Genomic DNA, 15,114 nt, shown 5'->3' with positions numbered 1-15,114 from the left:
CGGCCGATTCCTGGGCTAGCGTGGAGCCATGCCCAACATTGCACTGGAACTCGGACAGCAGGCTGCCTCGTTCGGCGTGAAGAGCGCGTACGGCGAGCCGCAGGATATCGACGGCGTGAGCATCACTCCGGTGGCGTTCACCTACTCCGGCTTCGGCGGAGGAAGCGGTGACGGTGCCGAGGGCGGCGGAGGCGGAGGCGTGTCGGTCCCGGTCGGCGTCTACGTCCGTCGCGAGGAGGGGCTCCGGTTCGAGCCCAACATCGTGACGCTGCTCGTCGTCGCTGTGCCGTTCATCTGGGTGACCGGACGCGCTCTCTCTCGCATCATCCGTGCCCTCAAGAAGTAGTGACCCGGTCGCTGACGCCCTCGAGCGAGCTGCGGCCCTGATCGTCGACGACATCCACATGCTCGCGGCGGCGAACCCGGTCGTCCTGATCGACGGTCGCAGCGGAGCGGGGAAGACGACCCTCGCGCGCATGCTCGTCGAACGTTGGCCGATAGCAGGACGGGTGCAGCTCGTCGCACTGGATTCGATCTATCCGGGCTGGGACGGGCTCAGAGACGGAGTCGAACGCGCTCTGGACGGCATCCTCCGCCCGCACGGACGAGGGTATCTGGGCGAGTGGCGACGATGGGACTGGGGGAGCGGCAGCGAGGCCGAGATTCACGCGGTCGACCCGGCGCTCGGGGTGCTGATCGAAGGGAGCGGGATACTCACGCCCGACACGGCGGCGATTGCGGATGTGCGGGTCTGGGTCGAGTCCGCGGAGGTCGGTCGCAAGGCCCGAGCGCTGGCGCGCGATGGCGATACCTATCGTCCGCACTGGGATCGCTGGGCGCAGCAGGAAAGCGATCACATCGTGCGTGACGATCCGCGTGCGCTCGCGACCAGGGTCATCGAGGTGCCGTAGGTCTCAGAGGAGCTCGTCGGCCGCGTCGATCGTGAGTTCGAGGCGGTACCCCAGCCAGTCGTAGACGCCGAACCGCGGGTCGTCGGGGTCATGGTCATCGTCGCTCTCGATGCCGAGGCGCTCCGCGATCACGAGGCGCAATGCGGTGAGCGTGCGCAGCCATGCGTCGATGTCGGACGGAGGTATGTCGAGGTCGTGCTCCGCGAAGGCCTCGCTGTGTGACATCTCGGCGAGGTCACCGCGCATGCCTGCGAGTGCGGTGCGGACGATGTCCGCGTCCAGAGCGCGTCGGTCGAGCAGGTCTTCTCGCGTCGCATCCCGGAACGCGCGAGACGACTCCTCGTCCTCGGGGTAGGCATCGGGAACCAGGCGGCCGATCGCGGGATCCTCGACGTCGCGGGTCGCTCCCACGAGATCGCGGAAGTCGTCGACCAGCTGCGCGAGCTGCGCGCCCTCGACCCGAGCCATACGTATCCGCACCATCGGCTCGCTCATCCTTTGGCCTTTCGGACGGTCGCCCACAGGCCGTAGTCGTGCATCGCCTGCGCGTGCACCTCCATCGTCTCTCGCGGCCCTGTCGCGACGATCGCCTGGCCGTCGTGGTGCACCTGTCGCATGAGCACCGTCGCGCGCTCCAGCGAGTAGCCGAAGTAGGTGCGGAAGACTCGCACGACGTAGCTCATCAGGTTGACAGGGTCGTTCCACACGACGACCTCCCATGGTTCGAGCGGAGCTGCCGAGAGATCGACCGACTCTTCGACGTCGGGCGTGGCGAGGGGGCTCATGCCCACCCCAGCGTGTGGAGCTGCTCGTCGTCGATGCCGTAGAAGTGCGCGATCTCGTGCACCAGGGTCGTGTGCACCTCGTCGCGCAGTTCGTCGTCCGTCTCGCACGCTGCCAGATGCGGCTCGCGGTAGACGACGATCCGGTCGGGGAGCTCGCCGGCGCCGTACTGCGTGCGCTCGGTCAGGGCCAGCCCGTCGTAGAGCCCGAGCAGGTCCAGGCTTCCGTCCTCCGGCCGATCCTCGACGACGAACACCACGTTCTCCAGCCCGTCGACCATCTCGTCGGGCAGCCGATCGAGCTCGTCGATCACGAGTTCTTCGAAGTCCGCAGCATCCATTTCCATCAGGTCCAGCCTATTGCCGGGCGGGGGAGCGAAGCGTCAGTGGAGGAAGACGAGGAGACCGGCGACGGCGATGAAGAGGAAGCCGAAGACGCTGTTGAGCGTCCGCTGTCCGCGCGCTGATCGTGTGAGCCTTCGGAAAGGCCGAGCCGCGGTGGCGAAGAACCCCCACATCACCACGATGTCGACGATGATGACCGTGACGATGAGAGTGAGGTATTGAGGGAGCTGTTGCTGATCGAGGCGGATGAACTGCGGGATGAACGCGAGGAAGAACACGATCGCCTTCGGGTTGAGGAGATTCACCCAGAACCCGCGTCTGATCATCGACCAGTGGCCCTCGTAGAGGTTGACCGTGGTCCCCTCGTCAGCGGCAGGAAGCTTCGGCTTGGTGAGGATCAGACGTATGCCGAGGAAGACCAGGTATGCCGCGCCGGCGTATCGGATCACGTTGAACAGCACCTCAGACTGCGACACGACGAGTCCGAGGCCCGCCGCGATGATCACGACATGAACGATGAGAGCGAGCTGCTGCCCGAGGATTCCCCAGATCGAACGGCGCCAGCCCTGGCTCAGGGCGTTCGACATCGTGTTGATGGCGCCGGCCCCCGGCGTGAAGCTGATAACCACGCAGGCGGTCAGAAGTGAGAACCACACGGCGAGCGACACCCCGCAATCCTACGGGGGCCTCACCGTGCGTCGATCACCGTGGTTCGGGCCCGGAGCAGGAAGCGCTTCGTGACGCAGAGAAGGTCCGAGCCTTTCGACTCGGACCTTCTCAGAGTGGGGTGAGTAACGGGACTCGAACCCGCGACATCCGGCACCACAAGCCAGCGCTCTACCAGCTGAGCTATACCCACCATGTGCCGATCGCGATCGGCAACCAGACGAGTCTATTACATGTTCGGAGTGAACTCTGACACCGTGCGTGCGGCGATGTCGCGAGCATCGTCACTCGAGGGCCCCGGTTCATCGACGAAGACCGCCTCGCGGTAGTACCGCAGCTCGCGGATGGACTCGAGGATGTCGGCGAGGGCGCGGTGTCCGCCGTCTTTCGCCGGCGCCTGGAAGAACACCCGCGGGTACCACCGCCGCGAGAGCTCTTTGATGCTCGAGACATCGACGTTGCGATAGTGGAGCCACTGATCGACCTGACTCATGTACTTGGCCAGGAACATCCGGTCTGTGCCGATGGTGTTGCCGGCGAGAGGAGCCTTGCGCTCGACCGGAGCGAACCGCTTGATGTAGGCGAGGGTCTGCGCTTCGGCCTCGGCCAGCGATACGCCGTGGGGGATCTCGTTGATCAACCCCGACGTCTCGTGCATCTTCGTCACGAAGTCATTCATGTTCTCGAGTGCCGCGTCGCTCGGGCGGATGACGACCTGGAAGCCGGGGTCCACCGGACGGAGCTCGAAATCAGTGACGACGACGGCGATCTCGACGAGTTCGTCGACGGCCAGATCGAGACCGGTCATCTCACAATCGATCCATACGAGGCGGTCATTCTCTGAGGCAGATACCATTTCGCCATCCTATCGACGGCTCCGACATCCGAGTCTGGCGCGGTACGGTAGATGTGTGCGCCTCCGTAGCTCAGGGGATAGAGCAGGAGCCTTCTAATCTCTTGGTCGCAGGTTCGAATCCTGCCGGGGGCACGATCGCCTGAGCCGGGCAGTGCTCATCCGTTGCGGAGAGCGGCGACCGCGTCATCCGCGCTCCAGAAGTCGCCGACGAGTCGGAACGACGCCGTGGCGAGGTGCAGGCGCTCCGCCCGGTAGCGAACCCCGAGTGGATCCGGGATGAGGCGCAGGTGCCCGAGGACCCTCTCTCGCGCGTCGTGAACCCGCCACAGGTGGGCTGACGCGCGCACGAGATGCTCCTTCTTGGTCGACAGCTGCGGTGTCGCGTAGGGAACCTCGGGCGTGGACGTGATCAGGGTTGCAGACATCGAATCTCCTTTCATGATTCGAACGTATGACCGACCACCGACATTGCTGGCCAGACGTGACGACTGCCGGCGACGGAGTGGTTCTGCACATTCGCGCGCCGCTCCGAGTTGTTCAGGATGCCCGTGTTCTCGGCATCGGCGAGGTGGAGAGAGGACGCACTCTGAAGTGATCCGGACGCACGCTCCGGGCACAGAGGAGAGAACATGCATGACACAGTGACCATCGTCGGCAACGTCGCCACCGATCCCACTCAGGGGCGAACGACAGGTGGAGTTCCCGTCACGAACTTCCGACTCGCGAGCACGCACCGACGATTCGATGATGCGACCCAGACGTGGGTCGATGTGACGACGAACTGGTACTCGGTCGCGGCTTTCCGTCAGCTGGGCGAACATGCGAAGGCCTCTCTGCGGTCCGGTGACAGCGTGATCGTCACGGGGAGGATGAAGATTCGCGCCTGGGAGAACAACGGCAAGCAGGGCACGAGCGTCGACATCGACGCCGATGCGATCGGCCACGATCTCCGATGGGGGACGACGGCGTATCGCCGCAGCGCGCGATCGGGGGTCGATGCCCCATCCAGAACCGCTGCGACATCGGATCCGCACGATGACCCCGAGCAGCCTGCGCACTCGCGTGGTGACGGTCCGGACATCGACACGTCGTGGGCGGCGAAGGACGGCGCGCTCTTGGGCACCGAAGACGGCCTCGCGGATTCTGCTGCCGCAGGGGCGAGCACGCTCTGAGATTCCTGGCCGATCGACGCCGGCGCACATGGCAGCCGTGAGCGCGCTCGGGCGCTGCGGGGGAGGACGCCCTTAGACTCAGTTCGTGCTTCGACGACCGGACTCCTCCGCATCGCGTGCGGCGATCGCGACCGGCGTCGCCACGACGCTGGCGCTGCTGCTGACCTCATGCGGTGCGCCCGCAACGCCCACACCGAAGCCGACGGATGCCGGAGTGAGCCCCAGTCCGTCGGCGTCTCCTTCGGGTTCCGCGTACGTTCCGGACGGCACCGCCGATGACAACCTGCCGCTCTTCGCGGCCGTGACCGCCGCGGTGTGGGCGTCAGACCAGAAGGTGTCGGGTCGTGCCTACATCGACGCCCTGATCGCCGCCGGGTTCGACCGCGCAGCCATGCAGGTCACACAGGACGTCTCGACCGTCGGCAACCCGGTGGAGAGCCTCATGTTCGCCGTGCGGTGGGGAGACACGGAGTGCCTCATAGGGCAGGTGGGCCCGTCGACGGGCGAGCCCGTCACGGTCGTCATGCCGCAACTGGCCGAGGGACGTTGTCTCGTCGGGACGACGCGAGCGATCGACTGGTAACCCGCCACGTGCGTGGCACGTGCGGCACCGCGCGCAACCGCGTCGTGGAGCTGGCATCCGGCTTCGGTAGCGGCCCCCGAGATCGCCGGTAGGCTGGAGTGTCGATCTTCGACGCCAACAGAAGGAGCGGTTTTCGGTGGCTGAGTACATCTACTCGATGGTTCGTGCACGTAAGGCGGTGGGTGAGAAGCTCATCCTCGATGACGTCACGATGGCGTTCCTCCCCGGTGCCAAGATCGGCATGGTGGGTCCCAACGGCGCCGGTAAGTCGACGATCCTCAAGATCATGGCCGGCATGGACACGCCGTCGAACGGCGAGGCGAAGCTGTCTCCCGGTTTCTCGGTCGGAATCCTGATGCAGGAGCCGGAGCTCGACGAGACCAAGACGGTGATCGAGAACATCCAGGACGGCATCGCCATCAAGGCGAAGGTCGATCGGTTCAACGAGATCTCCATGCTGATGGCAGATCCCGATGCCGACTTCGACTCCCTGCTCTCCGAGATGGGAACCCTGCAGGAGGAGATCGACGCGGCGGACGGCTGGGACCTCGATTCGCAGCTCGAACAGGCCATGGACGCCCTGCGCACGCCTCCCGGAGACGCGGCGATCGCTCCGCTCTCCGGAGGTGAGAAGCGACGCGTCGCACTCGCGAAGCTGCTCCTGCAGAAGCCCGATCTGCTCCTGCTCGACGAGCCGACCAACCACCTCGACGCGGAAAGTGTGCTGTGGCTCGAGCAGCACCTTCAGGCATACAAGGGCGCGGTCATCGCCATCACTCACGACCGGTACTTCCTCGACCACGTCGCCGAATGGATCGCCGAGGTCGACCGTGGCCGCCTGATCGGCTACGAGGGCAACTACTCGACCTACCTGGAGAAGAAGGGCGAACGCCTCGAGGTCCAGGGCAAGAAGGACGCGAAGCTCGCCAAGCGCCTCAAGGAGGAGCTGGAGTGGGTCAGGTCCAGCGCAAAGGGCCGTCAGACGAAGTCGAAGGCGCGACTCGCGCGGTACGAGGAGATGGCGACAGAGGCCGAACGCACGAGGAAGCTGGACTTCGAGGAGATCTCGATTCCTGCGGGACCGCGTCTCGGAAGCATCGTGATCGATGCGAAGAAGCTCCAGAAGGGCTTCGACGGCCGGGTGCTCATCGATGGGCTCAGCTTCAACCTGCCGCCGAACGGCATCGTCGGTGTGATCGGCCCCAACGGTGTCGGTAAGACGACCCTGTTCAAGACGATCGTCGGCCTGGAGCCGCTCGACGGCGGAGACCTCAAGATCGGCGAGACGGTCAAGATCAGCTACGTCGACCAGTCGCGCTCGAACATCGACCCCGACAAGACGCTGTGGGAGGTCGTGTCCGACGGTCTCGACGTCATCACGGTGGGCAAGACGGAGATCCCCTCACGCGCGTACGTCTCGAAGTTCGGTTTCAAGGGCCCGGACCAGCAGAAGAAGGCAGGCGTGCTCTCCGGTGGCGAGCGCAACCGTCTGAACCTGGCCCTCACGCTCAAGGAGGGCGGCAACCTTCTCCTGCTCGACGAGCCGACCAACGACCTGGACGTCGAGACGTTGAGTTCTCTCGAGAACGCGCTTCTCGAGTTCCCCGGCTGCGCAGTGGTCATCACTCACGACCGGTGGTTCCTCGACCGCATCGCGACCCACATCCTCGCGTACGAGGGCACCGACGAGAAGCCCGCTCAGTGGTACTGGTTCGAGGGCAACTTCGAGTCCTACGAGGAGAACAAGGTCCAGCGCCTCGGCGCCGACGCGGCCAAGCCGCACCGGTCGACGCACCGCAAGCTCACGCGCGACTGATCGCCGATGTCCGACCTGACACCGGGGCCCCGGCTGCACATCCCGATCCACCTCCGCTGGGGCGATCTGGACGCATTCAATCACGTCAACAACACCTCGATGCTGAAGCTCCTCGAGGAGGCGCGCGTACGCGCGTTCTGGCGTGCGGGTCCCGGTGAGCAGGCACCATCGACCGCTGTGCTCGATTCAGGCATCGACGAGGGCACGCTGACGCTCATCGCGCGGCAGGAGATCGAGTACCTCGCTCCGGTGCCGTACCAGCGTCGACCTCTCGAAGTGCAGATGTGGTTCGGCAAGCTCGGCGGCTCCAGCGTCGAGGTCTGCTACGAGGTGCACAACGACCCCGCAGCCGAGCCCCGCACGATCTATGCGCGGTCGACCGCGATCATCGTGCTCGTCGACGCCAAGTCGGGCCGTCCCACACGGCTCACGCAGGAGATGCGCGACGCGTGGGAGCCGTACGTCGGCCCCTCCATCGAGTACACCCACCGCTGAGCCGAAAGGCGCGGCATCAGGCCGGGGACGGCACCCTGACCATGATCTCCTGGGCGACAGAGGCGACCAGATCGCCCGACTGCGTGTAGATGCGTCCCTGAGCGAGGCCGCGGCCCCCGCGCGCGTTCGGCGATTCCTGCAGGTAGAGCAGCCACTCGTCGACGCGCGCAGGCCGGTGCCACCACATCGCGTGGTCGAGGCTCGCCACCTTCAACCCCGGGAGCCCCCAGTACACGCCGTGGGCGCGAAGGATCGATTCCTGGATCGTCATATCGCTGAGATACGCGAGAGCCGCCCGGTGAATGCGCTGGTCGTCGGGAAGCGGTGCCTTCATGCGCATCCAGACGCCCTGCTGAGGAACGCGGGAATCCGCGCTCGGCAGGAACATCGGTGAGTCGATGTGGCGCACGTCAGCAGCGCGATCGCTGAGCATCCGAACAACGCCGGGCGGCAGCCCGTCGACGCGCTGCTCGTCGGGCAGCAGAGAGTCCGGACCCGGAATTCCTTCAGGCATGGGAACCGCGTGCTCGATGCCCGGATCGTCGTCCTGGAAGGAGGCGATCATCGAGAAGATCGGCACACCGTTCTGATACGCCTGCGAACGACGGGTGGAGAAGGATCGGCCGTCGTGGATGCGGTCGACGGCGATCGTGATGCCCTGGCTTGCGTCGCCCGGCCGCAGAAAGTACCCGTGCATGGAGTGCACCGCACGATCCTCGGGGAGCGTCCGTTCCGCGGCGAGGAGGCTCTGAGCGAGCACTTGACCACCGTAGATCCGCCCGGAGGGCATCGGATGCGAAGATCCGGTGAAGATGTCTTCGGTGGTGCGGGCCTGAGTGGAATCGAGGTCCAGTACGTCGAGGAGTTGTTCGACGGTGCGAATCGCGTGGGCGTCGGCGGTCATGAGTTCCTTCCCGCGACGGCGGATGCCGCTGGCGTTGCTAGTTTAGAGGGTGTGCCCCACCAGCTTCTTCTTGCAGACGCCGAGACCGCGAAGGACGTACTGACCTTCCTCGGGCGAGCGACCCGAATCTCCGATGAGGGGGTTCGGCTGCAGGCGGCCAGAGGTGTTCTCGCGCTCACAGGAGCCGCTCTAGCGCCCCACGGTCTGTTCGATCAGACCCCGACAGTGCTGGCGATGCGCGTCGTGCAGGTGGATCCTGAGCTCGAGTGCGATGTCGTCGTCTCCTCGCTCACCGCGACAGACGATGACAGCGCGCTGACCCTGCCGGAGACAGGGCTCTCACCCGCGTGGGCCGGAGTCGCTCCACCGCGCGGCCACTGGCAGCCGACGTCGACCCTGGCGGCATCCGTCATCGCTCGACGCGCGCAGTGGGGGATCAGCGCAGTTGCGCGCGGAGCGACGCCCGGGTCCGGGGAGGAAGCCGTCAGAGCGCTTCGTGCAGCCATCTGGGGGGAGCCCGACGAGGATCTCGGCGGCCTGCCTCGCGGAGTCGCATTCGCGGCCGACGCGTTCGGCTTCATCTCCGGTGAGGAAGACGTTCCGGTGATGCAGTCGGGGCGGTGGACTCGACTCGCCTTCCGGCGCGGTCACGTTCTCGCTCGAGGACCCGTCGCGGCCGGTCTCACAGCTGTCAGGGGCACCGGCTCCGCCCAGTAGCGCGGACCACGAGCTCAACGGGCGGCGGCGCGCCCGGCCTGGCGTCCCGAGAAGAGACACCCACCGAGGAACGTGCCCTCGAGCGCCCGGTAACCGTGCACACCGCCGCCGCCGAATCCGCTCGCCTCGCCGGCGGCATACAGACCGGGGATCGGTTCGCCGTCGGCACCGAGAGCGCGGCCGTCGAGATCGGTGTTGATCCCGCCGAGTGACTTCCTGGTGAGAACGTGGAGCTTGACGGCGACGAGAGGGCCGGCTGCCGGGTCCTGAAGACGATGCGGAGCTGCGGTGCGGATCAGCTTGTCGCCACGGTAGCCGCGCATCGAACGCAGCATGCCGATCTGGGTGTCTTTCGTGAACTCGTTCTCCATCTCGAGGTCACGCGCGATCACCTCTCGTCGCACATGATCGATGTCGAGTGACTCTCCGCCGGGGTGCCGCTGCATCTGCTCGAGCAGCGATTCGAGGTCGTTCTCGACGATGAAGTCCTCTCCCTCGTCGAGGAACGCCTGCACCGGCCCCGTCGGGCCCTTGGCGAGTCGGGACTTCACGAGGAGCCCGACATCCTTGCCGGTGAGATCGGGGTTCTGTTCGCTTCCGGAGAGGGCGAACTCCTTCTCGACGATCTGGCGAGAGGTGACGAACCACGAGTGGTCGTGGCCGGTGCTGCGGAGGTGGGCGAGTGTGCCCAGCGTGTCGAAGCCCGGGAAGAGCGGCACGGGCAGTCTCTTGCCCGTCGCGTCCAGCCACAGCGAAGACGGGCCGGGGAGGATGCGGATGCCGTGCGACGGCCACACGGGGTTCCAATTCGTGATTCCCTCGACGTAGTGCCACATGCGGTCGCCGTTGACGAGACGCGCACCGGCAGACTCCGAGACGGCGTGCATCGATCCGTCCACATATGCGGGCACTCCCGTGAGCATGTGCTCAGGAGGCGCGCCCAAGGTTGCCGGCCAGGCAGCGCGCACGAGGTCGTGATTTCCTCCGATACCGCCGGAGGAGACGATCGTGGCGCCCGCGCTGATCTCGAAGTCGCCGATCGCGCGCCGCGTCGATTCGACGCCGCGAGCGGCGGGGCTCGACTCCAGGATCGTGCCGCGCGCGCCGGTGACGGCTCCGTCGGTGGTGATCAGCTCCGTCACGCGATGGCGGGGGAGGATCGTGATCCGTCCCTCGCGTTCGCCCTGCTCGACCGCGGCGGCGAACGGCGCGACGACACCCGGCCCGGTGCCCCAGGTGATGTGGAATCGAGGGACGGAGTTGCCGGGACCGAGCGCACCGTAGCCTCCGCGTTCGGCCCAGCCGACCACCGGGAAGAAACCCACTCCGCGTTCGCGCAACCACGAGCGCTTCTCTCCGGCCGCGAACTGCAGATAGGCCTCGGCCCACCGACGCGGCCAGTGATCCTCGGGGCGGTCGAACGATGCGGTCCCGAACCAGTCCTGCGTGGCGAGGGCCAGCGAATCGCGAATGCCCATCCGCCTCTGCTCGGGAGAGTCGATGAAGAACAGGCCGCCGAACGACCACCATGCCTGCCCGCCGAGGTTGGTGCGCGGCTCCTGGTCGACCAGGATCACACGACGACCGGCATCCAGCGCCTCACCCGCTGCGACAAGACCGGCGAGCCCCCATCCGATGACCAGTACGTCTGCAGACAGGGGCGTGTTCGTCATGTGCTCTCCGTTGATTCCTGACGTGATCGCGTCTCGAGCGTGGGGCGCCCGGCCGAGGGTGCGCCGATGCCGGACGGCTCGAATGTGTTCACCATGGCATACGCGGCGCGTTCGAGGTAGTCCCACAGCGTCGATTCGTGGAGTGGCGACAATTGCGCCTCGTCCAAAGCCGTTCGCATGTGCCGGAGCCACCTGTCACGAGCGTCGGGGTCGACGTGGAACGGCATATGACGCATCCGCAGGCGTGGGTGTCCGCGCGTCTCCCCATAGGTCGTGGGGCCACCCCAGTACTGCTCCAGGAACATCAGCAGTCGCTCCTCGGCAGGGCCGAGATCCTCTTCGGGGTACATCGGCTTCAGGACCGGGTCCAGGGCGACCTCGCGATAGAAGACCGACACGATCTTCGCGAAGGTGTCGTGCCCGCCGACCTCGTCGTAGAACGTCACTTCTGGGAGCTCCCGTCATCGTTCGTCTTCTTGCGCCGCCAGATTCCACGATCCGGGATGACGGGAACGCCGGTGACGGCGTTCGGACGTGTCTTGGGGGGATTGGCACCCCGAACGCGACGGGCGCCCTCGAGCCCGGTGGGGACGACGGTGGTCATGCTCGGGAGGAGGATCTCGTTCTCGAGCATCGCGGCCCGTAGGCGCTTACGCAGCTCCTGCGCGACGTCGTCCTTGGCGTTGGCACGAGCCTTGATGACGAGCCGCACGACGAGGGCGTCGCCGTCGATCGACTCGAGGCCCCAGAGCTCGGGCTTCTCGATGATGCGGGTGCGCCACTTCGGATCCTTCGCGAGAGCCTGAGCCGTGTCGAGCATGATCTGCTCGACCTTCTCGAGATCGGCGTCCACCGGCACGCCGAGATCGATGATCGCCCTGGCCCAGCCCTGCGACATGTTGCCGATGCGAAGCACCTCGCCGTTGCGGACGTACCAGAGCGTGCCGTTCACGTCGCGCACCTGCGTGATGCGCACGCTCACGTATTCGACCACGCCCGAGGCGAGGCCGAGATCGACGACATCGCCGATTCCGATCTGGTCCTCCGCCACGATGAACATGCCGTTGAGCACGTCCTTGACGATGTTCTGAGCGCCGAAACCGAGACCGGCGCCCACAGCAGCAGTGAGGAGTGTCAGCGAGCCCAGGAGCGTCGGCGCGAGGTGATTGACCACGAGCACGATCGCGATGACCACCAGCATCACGTTGACGATGTTCTGCAGGATGGTGCCGAGAGTCCGCGTGCGTTGCACGAGACGCATGTCAGCGAGCGGCGAGCGTTCCAATGCCTGAGTGTCGTCGACGGCCGCTTTGTTCTTCGCGCTGTCGACGATGCGATGCACGACGCGGCGGATGACCACGCGGAGCAAGAGAGCGATGAGAACGCAGCCGGCGATGATCGCGACCACTCCGAGCGCCTGCAGGCCCACATCGCGCAGCACCGTGACGACGTCCATCCACCAGGAGGGGAGAACGGTCTCTGCGGGGTCGGGCGTCGTGTCGAATGGCTGCATCATCCCCTCCAGAGTAGCGATCAGGCCTCTGCGCGGGCTGGACGCATCGCGCAGAGGCCTGATGGGAGAAGCGGGCTCAGTCCTCCGCGTCGCGGGACTGCGCAGCGAGCGAGCGCTCGACGTCGGCGAGGTTCTCGAGCACCAGACGGCGCAGCGCCGGTGCCGCGTCCTGGTTGGCCGACAGCCACGCGCGTGTCGCGTCGCGCAGTTCGACATCGGCGATGGCCGTGGGGAACAGGCCCACGATCAGATACTGCGCGATCTGGTAGCTGCGGGACTCCCAGATCGGCACCAGCATGTCGAAGTACGCGGGCACGAACTCGCGAAGAGCCTCGGCGCCGGCCGGGTGCACGAAGCCGAGCGCGGCAGACCGCACGATCGTGTTCGGAGCGTCGTCGCGTTCGATCAGCGACGCCCACGCCGCCTTCTTCGAGGCGGAGTCGGGCAGCGCCGCACGTGCCTGCGCGGCGAACTCGCCGCCCTTCGACGTGTTGTCAGACGCGAGCGCGGCATCGATGGATGCCGCATCCGTCGCGCCGATCGTGGCGAGTCCGACGAGCAGCTGCCAGCTGAGGTCCGCGTCGATCTCGAGGCCCGGGAGCGTCTCCTCGCCGGAGCGCAGGCGCCCCACGATGCCCGCGTGCTCGGGAGTGACCAGGGCGTTCGCGAAGGCCGTCACGAACTGGAGCTGGCTGTCGCTGCCCGATTCGGCGGCTTCTGCAAGAGCCCAGAGTCCGTCTGCGACCTTCTGGCGAGCGGCGAGACGAGCCTCTGGCCTGACATAGAGCGTGGCGGCGGTGCGCAGCTGCGCGAGCGTCGTGCGGACCGTGGTCGACTCGGTCTCGCGGCCGATGTTGCCGAGCACCAGGTCGATGTAATCGGAGGCCGCGGTCTCGGCGTCGCGGGTCTGGTCCCAGGCGGCGCCCCAGACGAGGGAGCGCGCGAGGGGGTCGCTGATGTCGGCGAGGTGTGCGATCGCGGTGGCGAGGGAGCGCTCGTCGAGGCGGATCTTCGCGTAGGCGAGGTCGTTGTCGTTGAGCAGCACGAGGTCGGGACGCGCGAGGCCATGCAGCTCGGGAACCTCGGTGCGGTCTCCGTCGACGTCGACCTCGGCGTAGTGCGAGCGCACGAGTGCGCCGTCCTGGAGGTTGTAGAACCCGATGCCGAGCCGGTGCGGACGGATGGTCGGGTAGTCGGCCGGAGCGGTCTGCGTCACGGCGAATCGTGTGATGGTGCCGTCCGAGTCGTCTGCGATCACCGGTTCGAGCGTGTTCACGCCCGCGGTCTCGAGCCACTTCTTCGACCAGGTGCTCAGATCGCGTCCGCTGGTGGCTTCGAGCTCGGTGAGAAGGTCGCTCAGCTCGGTGTTCCCCCACGAGTGCTTCTGGAAGTACTGCGAGACGCCGGCGAAGAACGCCTCGATGCCCACCCAGGCGGCGAGCTGCTTGAGAACCGAGCCGCCCTTCGCGTACGTGATGCCGTCGAAGTTCACCTGCACGTCTTCGAGGTCGTTGATCTCAGCCACGATGGGGTGGGTCGAGGGAAGCTGATCCTGGCGGTAGGCCCAGGTCTTCTCCATCGCGTTGAAAGTGGTCCACGCCTCGGTCCACTCGGTGGCCTCCGCGGTCGCGATCGTCGACGCCCACTCGGCGAACGACTCGTTCAGCCAGAGGTCATTCCACCACTTCATGGTCACGAGGTCGCCGAACCACATGTGCGCGAGCTCATGCAGGATCGTGACGACGCGGCGCTCCTTGACGGCGTCGGTGACCTTGCTGCGGAACACGTACGTCTCGGTGAAGGTGACCGCCCCCGCGTTCTCCATCGCACCGGCGTTGAACTCGGGGACGAAGAGCTGGTCGTACTTCGCGAACGGGTAGGGAACGCCGAACTTCGACTCGAAGTACGCGAAGCCCTCGCGCGTCTTGTCGAAGATGTAGTCGGCGTCGAGGTGCTGCCACAGGCTCTTGCGTCCGTAGACGCCGAGCGGGATGACCCGGCCCGAGGAGCTGGTGAGCTCGGAGAACGTCGCCTCGTAGGGGCCTGCGACCAGGGCCGTGATGTACGACGAGATGCGCGGCGTGGGCTCGAAGCCCCACGTCGCGACCGAGTGGTCGTCGTGGACGATGGGCTCGGGCGTGGGGGAGTTCGACACGACCTTCCAGGACGCCGGTGCCGTCACCGTGAACTGGAACGTCGCCTTCAGATCGGGCTGCTCGAACACGGCGAACACGCGCCGCGAGTCGGGGACCTCGAACTGGGAGTAGAGGTAGACCTCGCCGTCGACAGGGTCGACGAAGCGGTGCAGTCCCTCGCCGGTGTTGGTGTAGAGGCAGTCCGCGTCGACCACGAGGACGTTCTCGGCCTGCAGGCCGGCGAGCGCGATGCGCGAGTCGGCGAAGACCTCGTCGGGGTCGAGCTGCTCTCCGTTCAACGAGATCTCGCGCACGTCGCGTGCGATCAGGTCGATGAAGGTGATGCTCTCCGGCGTCGCGGTGAACCGGACGACGCTGCGGGAGCCGAAGACCTCCGCACCCTTCGTCAGGTCGAGCGAGACTTCGTACGACTGGGTGTCGATGACGTCGCGGCGCTCCTGCGCTTCGATGCGGGTGAGGTTCTCTCCAGGCACAGCTGTACTCCCAGGGGTGAGGGGATGCTGCCGCAACCCAGCGCAGTTGGCG

Annotated in this window: 18 protein-coding genes and 2 tRNA genes; 8 read left to right on the top strand and 12 right to left on the bottom strand. The window is 66.3% G+C overall.

Annotation, left to right across the window (positions count from 1 at the left end; translation table 11 throughout):
* Window positions 1–28: 28 nt before the first annotated feature.
* Window positions 29–346, top strand: a complete 318-nt coding sequence (locus RU09_RS01280; RefSeq protein WP_042536738.1) for a hypothetical protein — start codon at window positions 29–31, stop codon at window positions 344–346.
* Entirely contained in the window at window positions 330–911 is a 582-nt protein-coding gene (locus RU09_RS01275) for an aminobenzoate synthetase (RefSeq protein WP_042536736.1), read from the top strand. Before RU09_RS01280 ends, RU09_RS01275 begins: the two co-directional genes overlap by 17 nt.
* 3 nt (window positions 912–914) lie before the next feature.
* Here RU09_RS01275 and RU09_RS01270 read toward each other — a convergent pair whose 3' ends face one another.
* From RU09_RS01270 to orn, 6 genes are all read right to left on the bottom strand, one after another.
* Window positions 915–1,406: a DUF2017 family protein gene (locus RU09_RS01270; RefSeq protein WP_042536734.1), complete on the bottom strand. Its 492-nt coding sequence runs from the start codon at window positions 1,404–1,406 to the stop codon at window positions 915–917.
* The gene (gene clpS / locus RU09_RS01265) at window positions 1,403–1,696 is read right to left on the bottom strand and encodes an ATP-dependent Clp protease adapter ClpS (RefSeq protein WP_042536733.1); all 294 of its coding nucleotides are present in this window, start codon (window positions 1,694–1,696) and stop codon (window positions 1,403–1,405) included. Before clpS ends, RU09_RS01270 begins: the two co-directional genes overlap by 4 nt.
* Window positions 1,693–2,040: a metallopeptidase family protein gene (locus tag RU09_RS01260; protein WP_042536732.1), complete on the bottom strand. Its 348-nt coding sequence runs from the start codon at window positions 2,038–2,040 to the stop codon at window positions 1,693–1,695. Before RU09_RS01260 ends, clpS begins: the two co-directional genes overlap by 4 nt.
* A gap of 36 nt (window positions 2,041–2,076) precedes the next feature.
* Window positions 2,077–2,706: a LysE family transporter gene (locus RU09_RS01255; protein WP_042536730.1), complete on the bottom strand. Its 630-nt coding sequence runs from the start codon at window positions 2,704–2,706 to the stop codon at window positions 2,077–2,079.
* A 115-nt stretch (window positions 2,707–2,821) separates the two neighbouring features.
* A tRNA-His gene (locus tag RU09_RS01250) sits at window positions 2,822–2,897 on the bottom strand.
* A gap of 36 nt (window positions 2,898–2,933) precedes the next feature.
* A complete protein-coding gene (gene orn, locus RU09_RS01245) occupies window positions 2,934–3,560 on the bottom strand; it encodes an oligoribonuclease (protein WP_042536728.1) in 627 nt (208 codons plus the stop codon).
* Between the two features lie 59 nt (window positions 3,561–3,619).
* Between orn and RU09_RS01240 the strand changes: the two genes are divergently transcribed.
* A tRNA-Arg gene (locus RU09_RS01240) sits at window positions 3,620–3,692 on the top strand.
* A 23-nt stretch (window positions 3,693–3,715) separates the two neighbouring features.
* Here RU09_RS01240 and RU09_RS01235 read toward each other — a convergent pair.
* Window positions 3,716–3,985, bottom strand: a complete 270-nt coding sequence (locus RU09_RS01235; RefSeq protein ID WP_052492803.1) for a hypothetical protein — start codon at window positions 3,983–3,985, stop codon at window positions 3,716–3,718.
* A gap of 204 nt (window positions 3,986–4,189) precedes the next feature.
* Here RU09_RS01235 and RU09_RS18820 point away from each other — a divergent pair, with 204 nt between their 5' ends.
* The 4 genes from RU09_RS18820 to RU09_RS01210 all read left to right on the top strand — a co-directional run bounded on the left by RU09_RS18820 (window position 4,190) and on the right by RU09_RS01210 (window position 7,626).
* Window positions 4,190–4,732 carry a single-stranded DNA-binding protein gene (locus tag RU09_RS18820; protein ID WP_079112765.1) on the top strand — a complete coding sequence of 181 codons (543 nt, stop codon included), beginning with the start codon at window positions 4,190–4,192 and terminating at the stop codon, window positions 4,730–4,732.
* Between the two features lie 85 nt (window positions 4,733–4,817).
* The gene (locus tag RU09_RS18650; protein WP_042536725.1) at window positions 4,818–5,315 is read left to right on the top strand and encodes a DUF6993 domain-containing protein; all 498 of its coding nucleotides are present in this window, start codon (window positions 4,818–4,820) and stop codon (window positions 5,313–5,315) included.
* A 136-nt stretch (window positions 5,316–5,451) separates the two neighbouring features.
* On the top strand, window positions 5,452–7,131 hold the full coding sequence (gene ettA / locus RU09_RS01215) for an energy-dependent translational throttle protein EttA (RefSeq protein WP_042536724.1): 1,680 nt from the start codon (window positions 5,452–5,454) through the stop codon (window positions 7,129–7,131).
* Window positions 7,132–7,137: 6 nt separating this feature from the next.
* Window positions 7,138–7,626: an acyl-CoA thioesterase gene (locus tag RU09_RS01210; RefSeq protein WP_042536723.1), complete on the top strand. Its 489-nt coding sequence runs from the start codon at window positions 7,138–7,140 to the stop codon at window positions 7,624–7,626.
* Window positions 7,627–7,642: 16 nt separating this feature from the next.
* Here the strand turns inward: RU09_RS01210 and RU09_RS01205 are convergent, their stop codons facing one another.
* The gene (locus RU09_RS01205; protein WP_042536722.1) at window positions 7,643–8,530 is read right to left on the bottom strand and encodes an acyl-CoA thioesterase; all 888 of its coding nucleotides are present in this window, start codon (window positions 8,528–8,530) and stop codon (window positions 7,643–7,645) included.
* 51 nt (window positions 8,531–8,581) lie between these two features.
* Between RU09_RS01205 and RU09_RS01200 the strand changes: the two genes are divergently transcribed.
* Window positions 8,582–9,247 (top strand): hypothetical protein, encoded by a 666-nt coding sequence (locus RU09_RS01200; protein WP_042536720.1) that lies wholly within the window; start codon window positions 8,582–8,584, stop codon window positions 9,245–9,247.
* 14 nt (window positions 9,248–9,261) lie between these two features.
* Here RU09_RS01200 and RU09_RS01195 read toward each other — a convergent pair whose 3' ends face one another.
* The 4 genes from RU09_RS01195 to pepN form a co-directional block, all read right to left on the bottom strand.
* The gene (locus RU09_RS01195) at window positions 9,262–10,920 is read right to left on the bottom strand and encodes an FAD-binding dehydrogenase (protein WP_042536718.1); all 1,659 of its coding nucleotides are present in this window, start codon (window positions 10,918–10,920) and stop codon (window positions 9,262–9,264) included.
* Complete coding sequence (locus RU09_RS01190; RefSeq protein ID WP_042536716.1) at window positions 10,917–11,366, bottom strand: globin; 450 nt, start codon at window positions 11,364–11,366, stop codon at window positions 10,917–10,919. The genes RU09_RS01195 and RU09_RS01190 overlap by 4 nt, the downstream gene beginning before the upstream one ends.
* Entirely contained in the window at window positions 11,363–12,436 is a 1,074-nt protein-coding gene (locus RU09_RS01185) for a mechanosensitive ion channel family protein (protein WP_042536715.1), read from the bottom strand. Before RU09_RS01185 ends, RU09_RS01190 begins: the two co-directional genes overlap by 4 nt.
* Before the next feature lie 73 nt (window positions 12,437–12,509).
* Window positions 12,510–15,062, bottom strand: coding sequence for an aminopeptidase N (gene pepN, locus RU09_RS01180; protein ID WP_042536714.1), 2,553 nt, complete (start codon window positions 15,060–15,062; stop codon window positions 12,510–12,512).
* Window positions 15,063–15,114 lie beyond the last annotated feature (52 nt).

Origin of the sequence: Microbacterium sp. MEJ108Y (assembly GCF_000834175.1) — a bacterium.
Lineage (GTDB): Bacteria > Actinomycetota > Actinomycetes > Actinomycetales > Microbacteriaceae > Microbacterium > Microbacterium forte.
The sequence above is the reverse complement of the archived record's forward strand: the minus strand, read 5'-3'. Positions and strand labels throughout refer to the sequence as shown.

Coding starts and splice junctions, on each gene's coding strand:
- RU09_RS01280 (WP_042536738.1), top strand. CDS start 29: ATGCCCAACATTGCACTGGAACTCGGACAGCAGGCTGCCTCGTTCGGC.
- RU09_RS01270 (WP_042536734.1), bottom strand. CDS start 1,406: ATGAGCGAGCCGATGGTGCGGATACGTATGGCTCGGGTCGAGGGCGCG.
- clpS (WP_042536733.1), bottom strand. CDS start 1,696: ATGAGCCCCCTCGCCACGCCCGACGTCGAAGAGTCGGTCGATCTCTCG.
- RU09_RS01260 (WP_042536732.1), bottom strand. CDS start 2,040: ATGGAAATGGATGCTGCGGACTTCGAAGAACTCGTGATCGACGAGCTC.
- orn (WP_042536728.1), bottom strand. CDS start 3,560: ATGGTATCTGCCTCAGAGAATGACCGCCTCGTATGGATCGATTGTGAG.
- RU09_RS01235 (WP_052492803.1), bottom strand. CDS start 3,985: ATGTCTGCAACCCTGATCACGTCCACGCCCGAGGTTCCCTACGCGACA.
- RU09_RS18820 (WP_079112765.1), top strand. CDS start 4,190: ATGCATGACACAGTGACCATCGTCGGCAACGTCGCCACCGATCCCACT.
- RU09_RS01210 (WP_042536723.1), top strand. CDS start 7,138: ATGTCCGACCTGACACCGGGGCCCCGGCTGCACATCCCGATCCACCTC.
- RU09_RS01205 (WP_042536722.1), bottom strand. CDS start 8,530: ATGACCGCCGACGCCCACGCGATTCGCACCGTCGAACAACTCCTCGAC.
- RU09_RS01195 (WP_042536718.1), bottom strand. CDS start 10,920: ATGACGAACACGCCCCTGTCTGCAGACGTACTGGTCATCGGATGGGGG.
- RU09_RS01185 (WP_042536715.1), bottom strand. CDS start 12,436: ATGATGCAGCCATTCGACACGACGCCCGACCCCGCAGAGACCGTTCTC.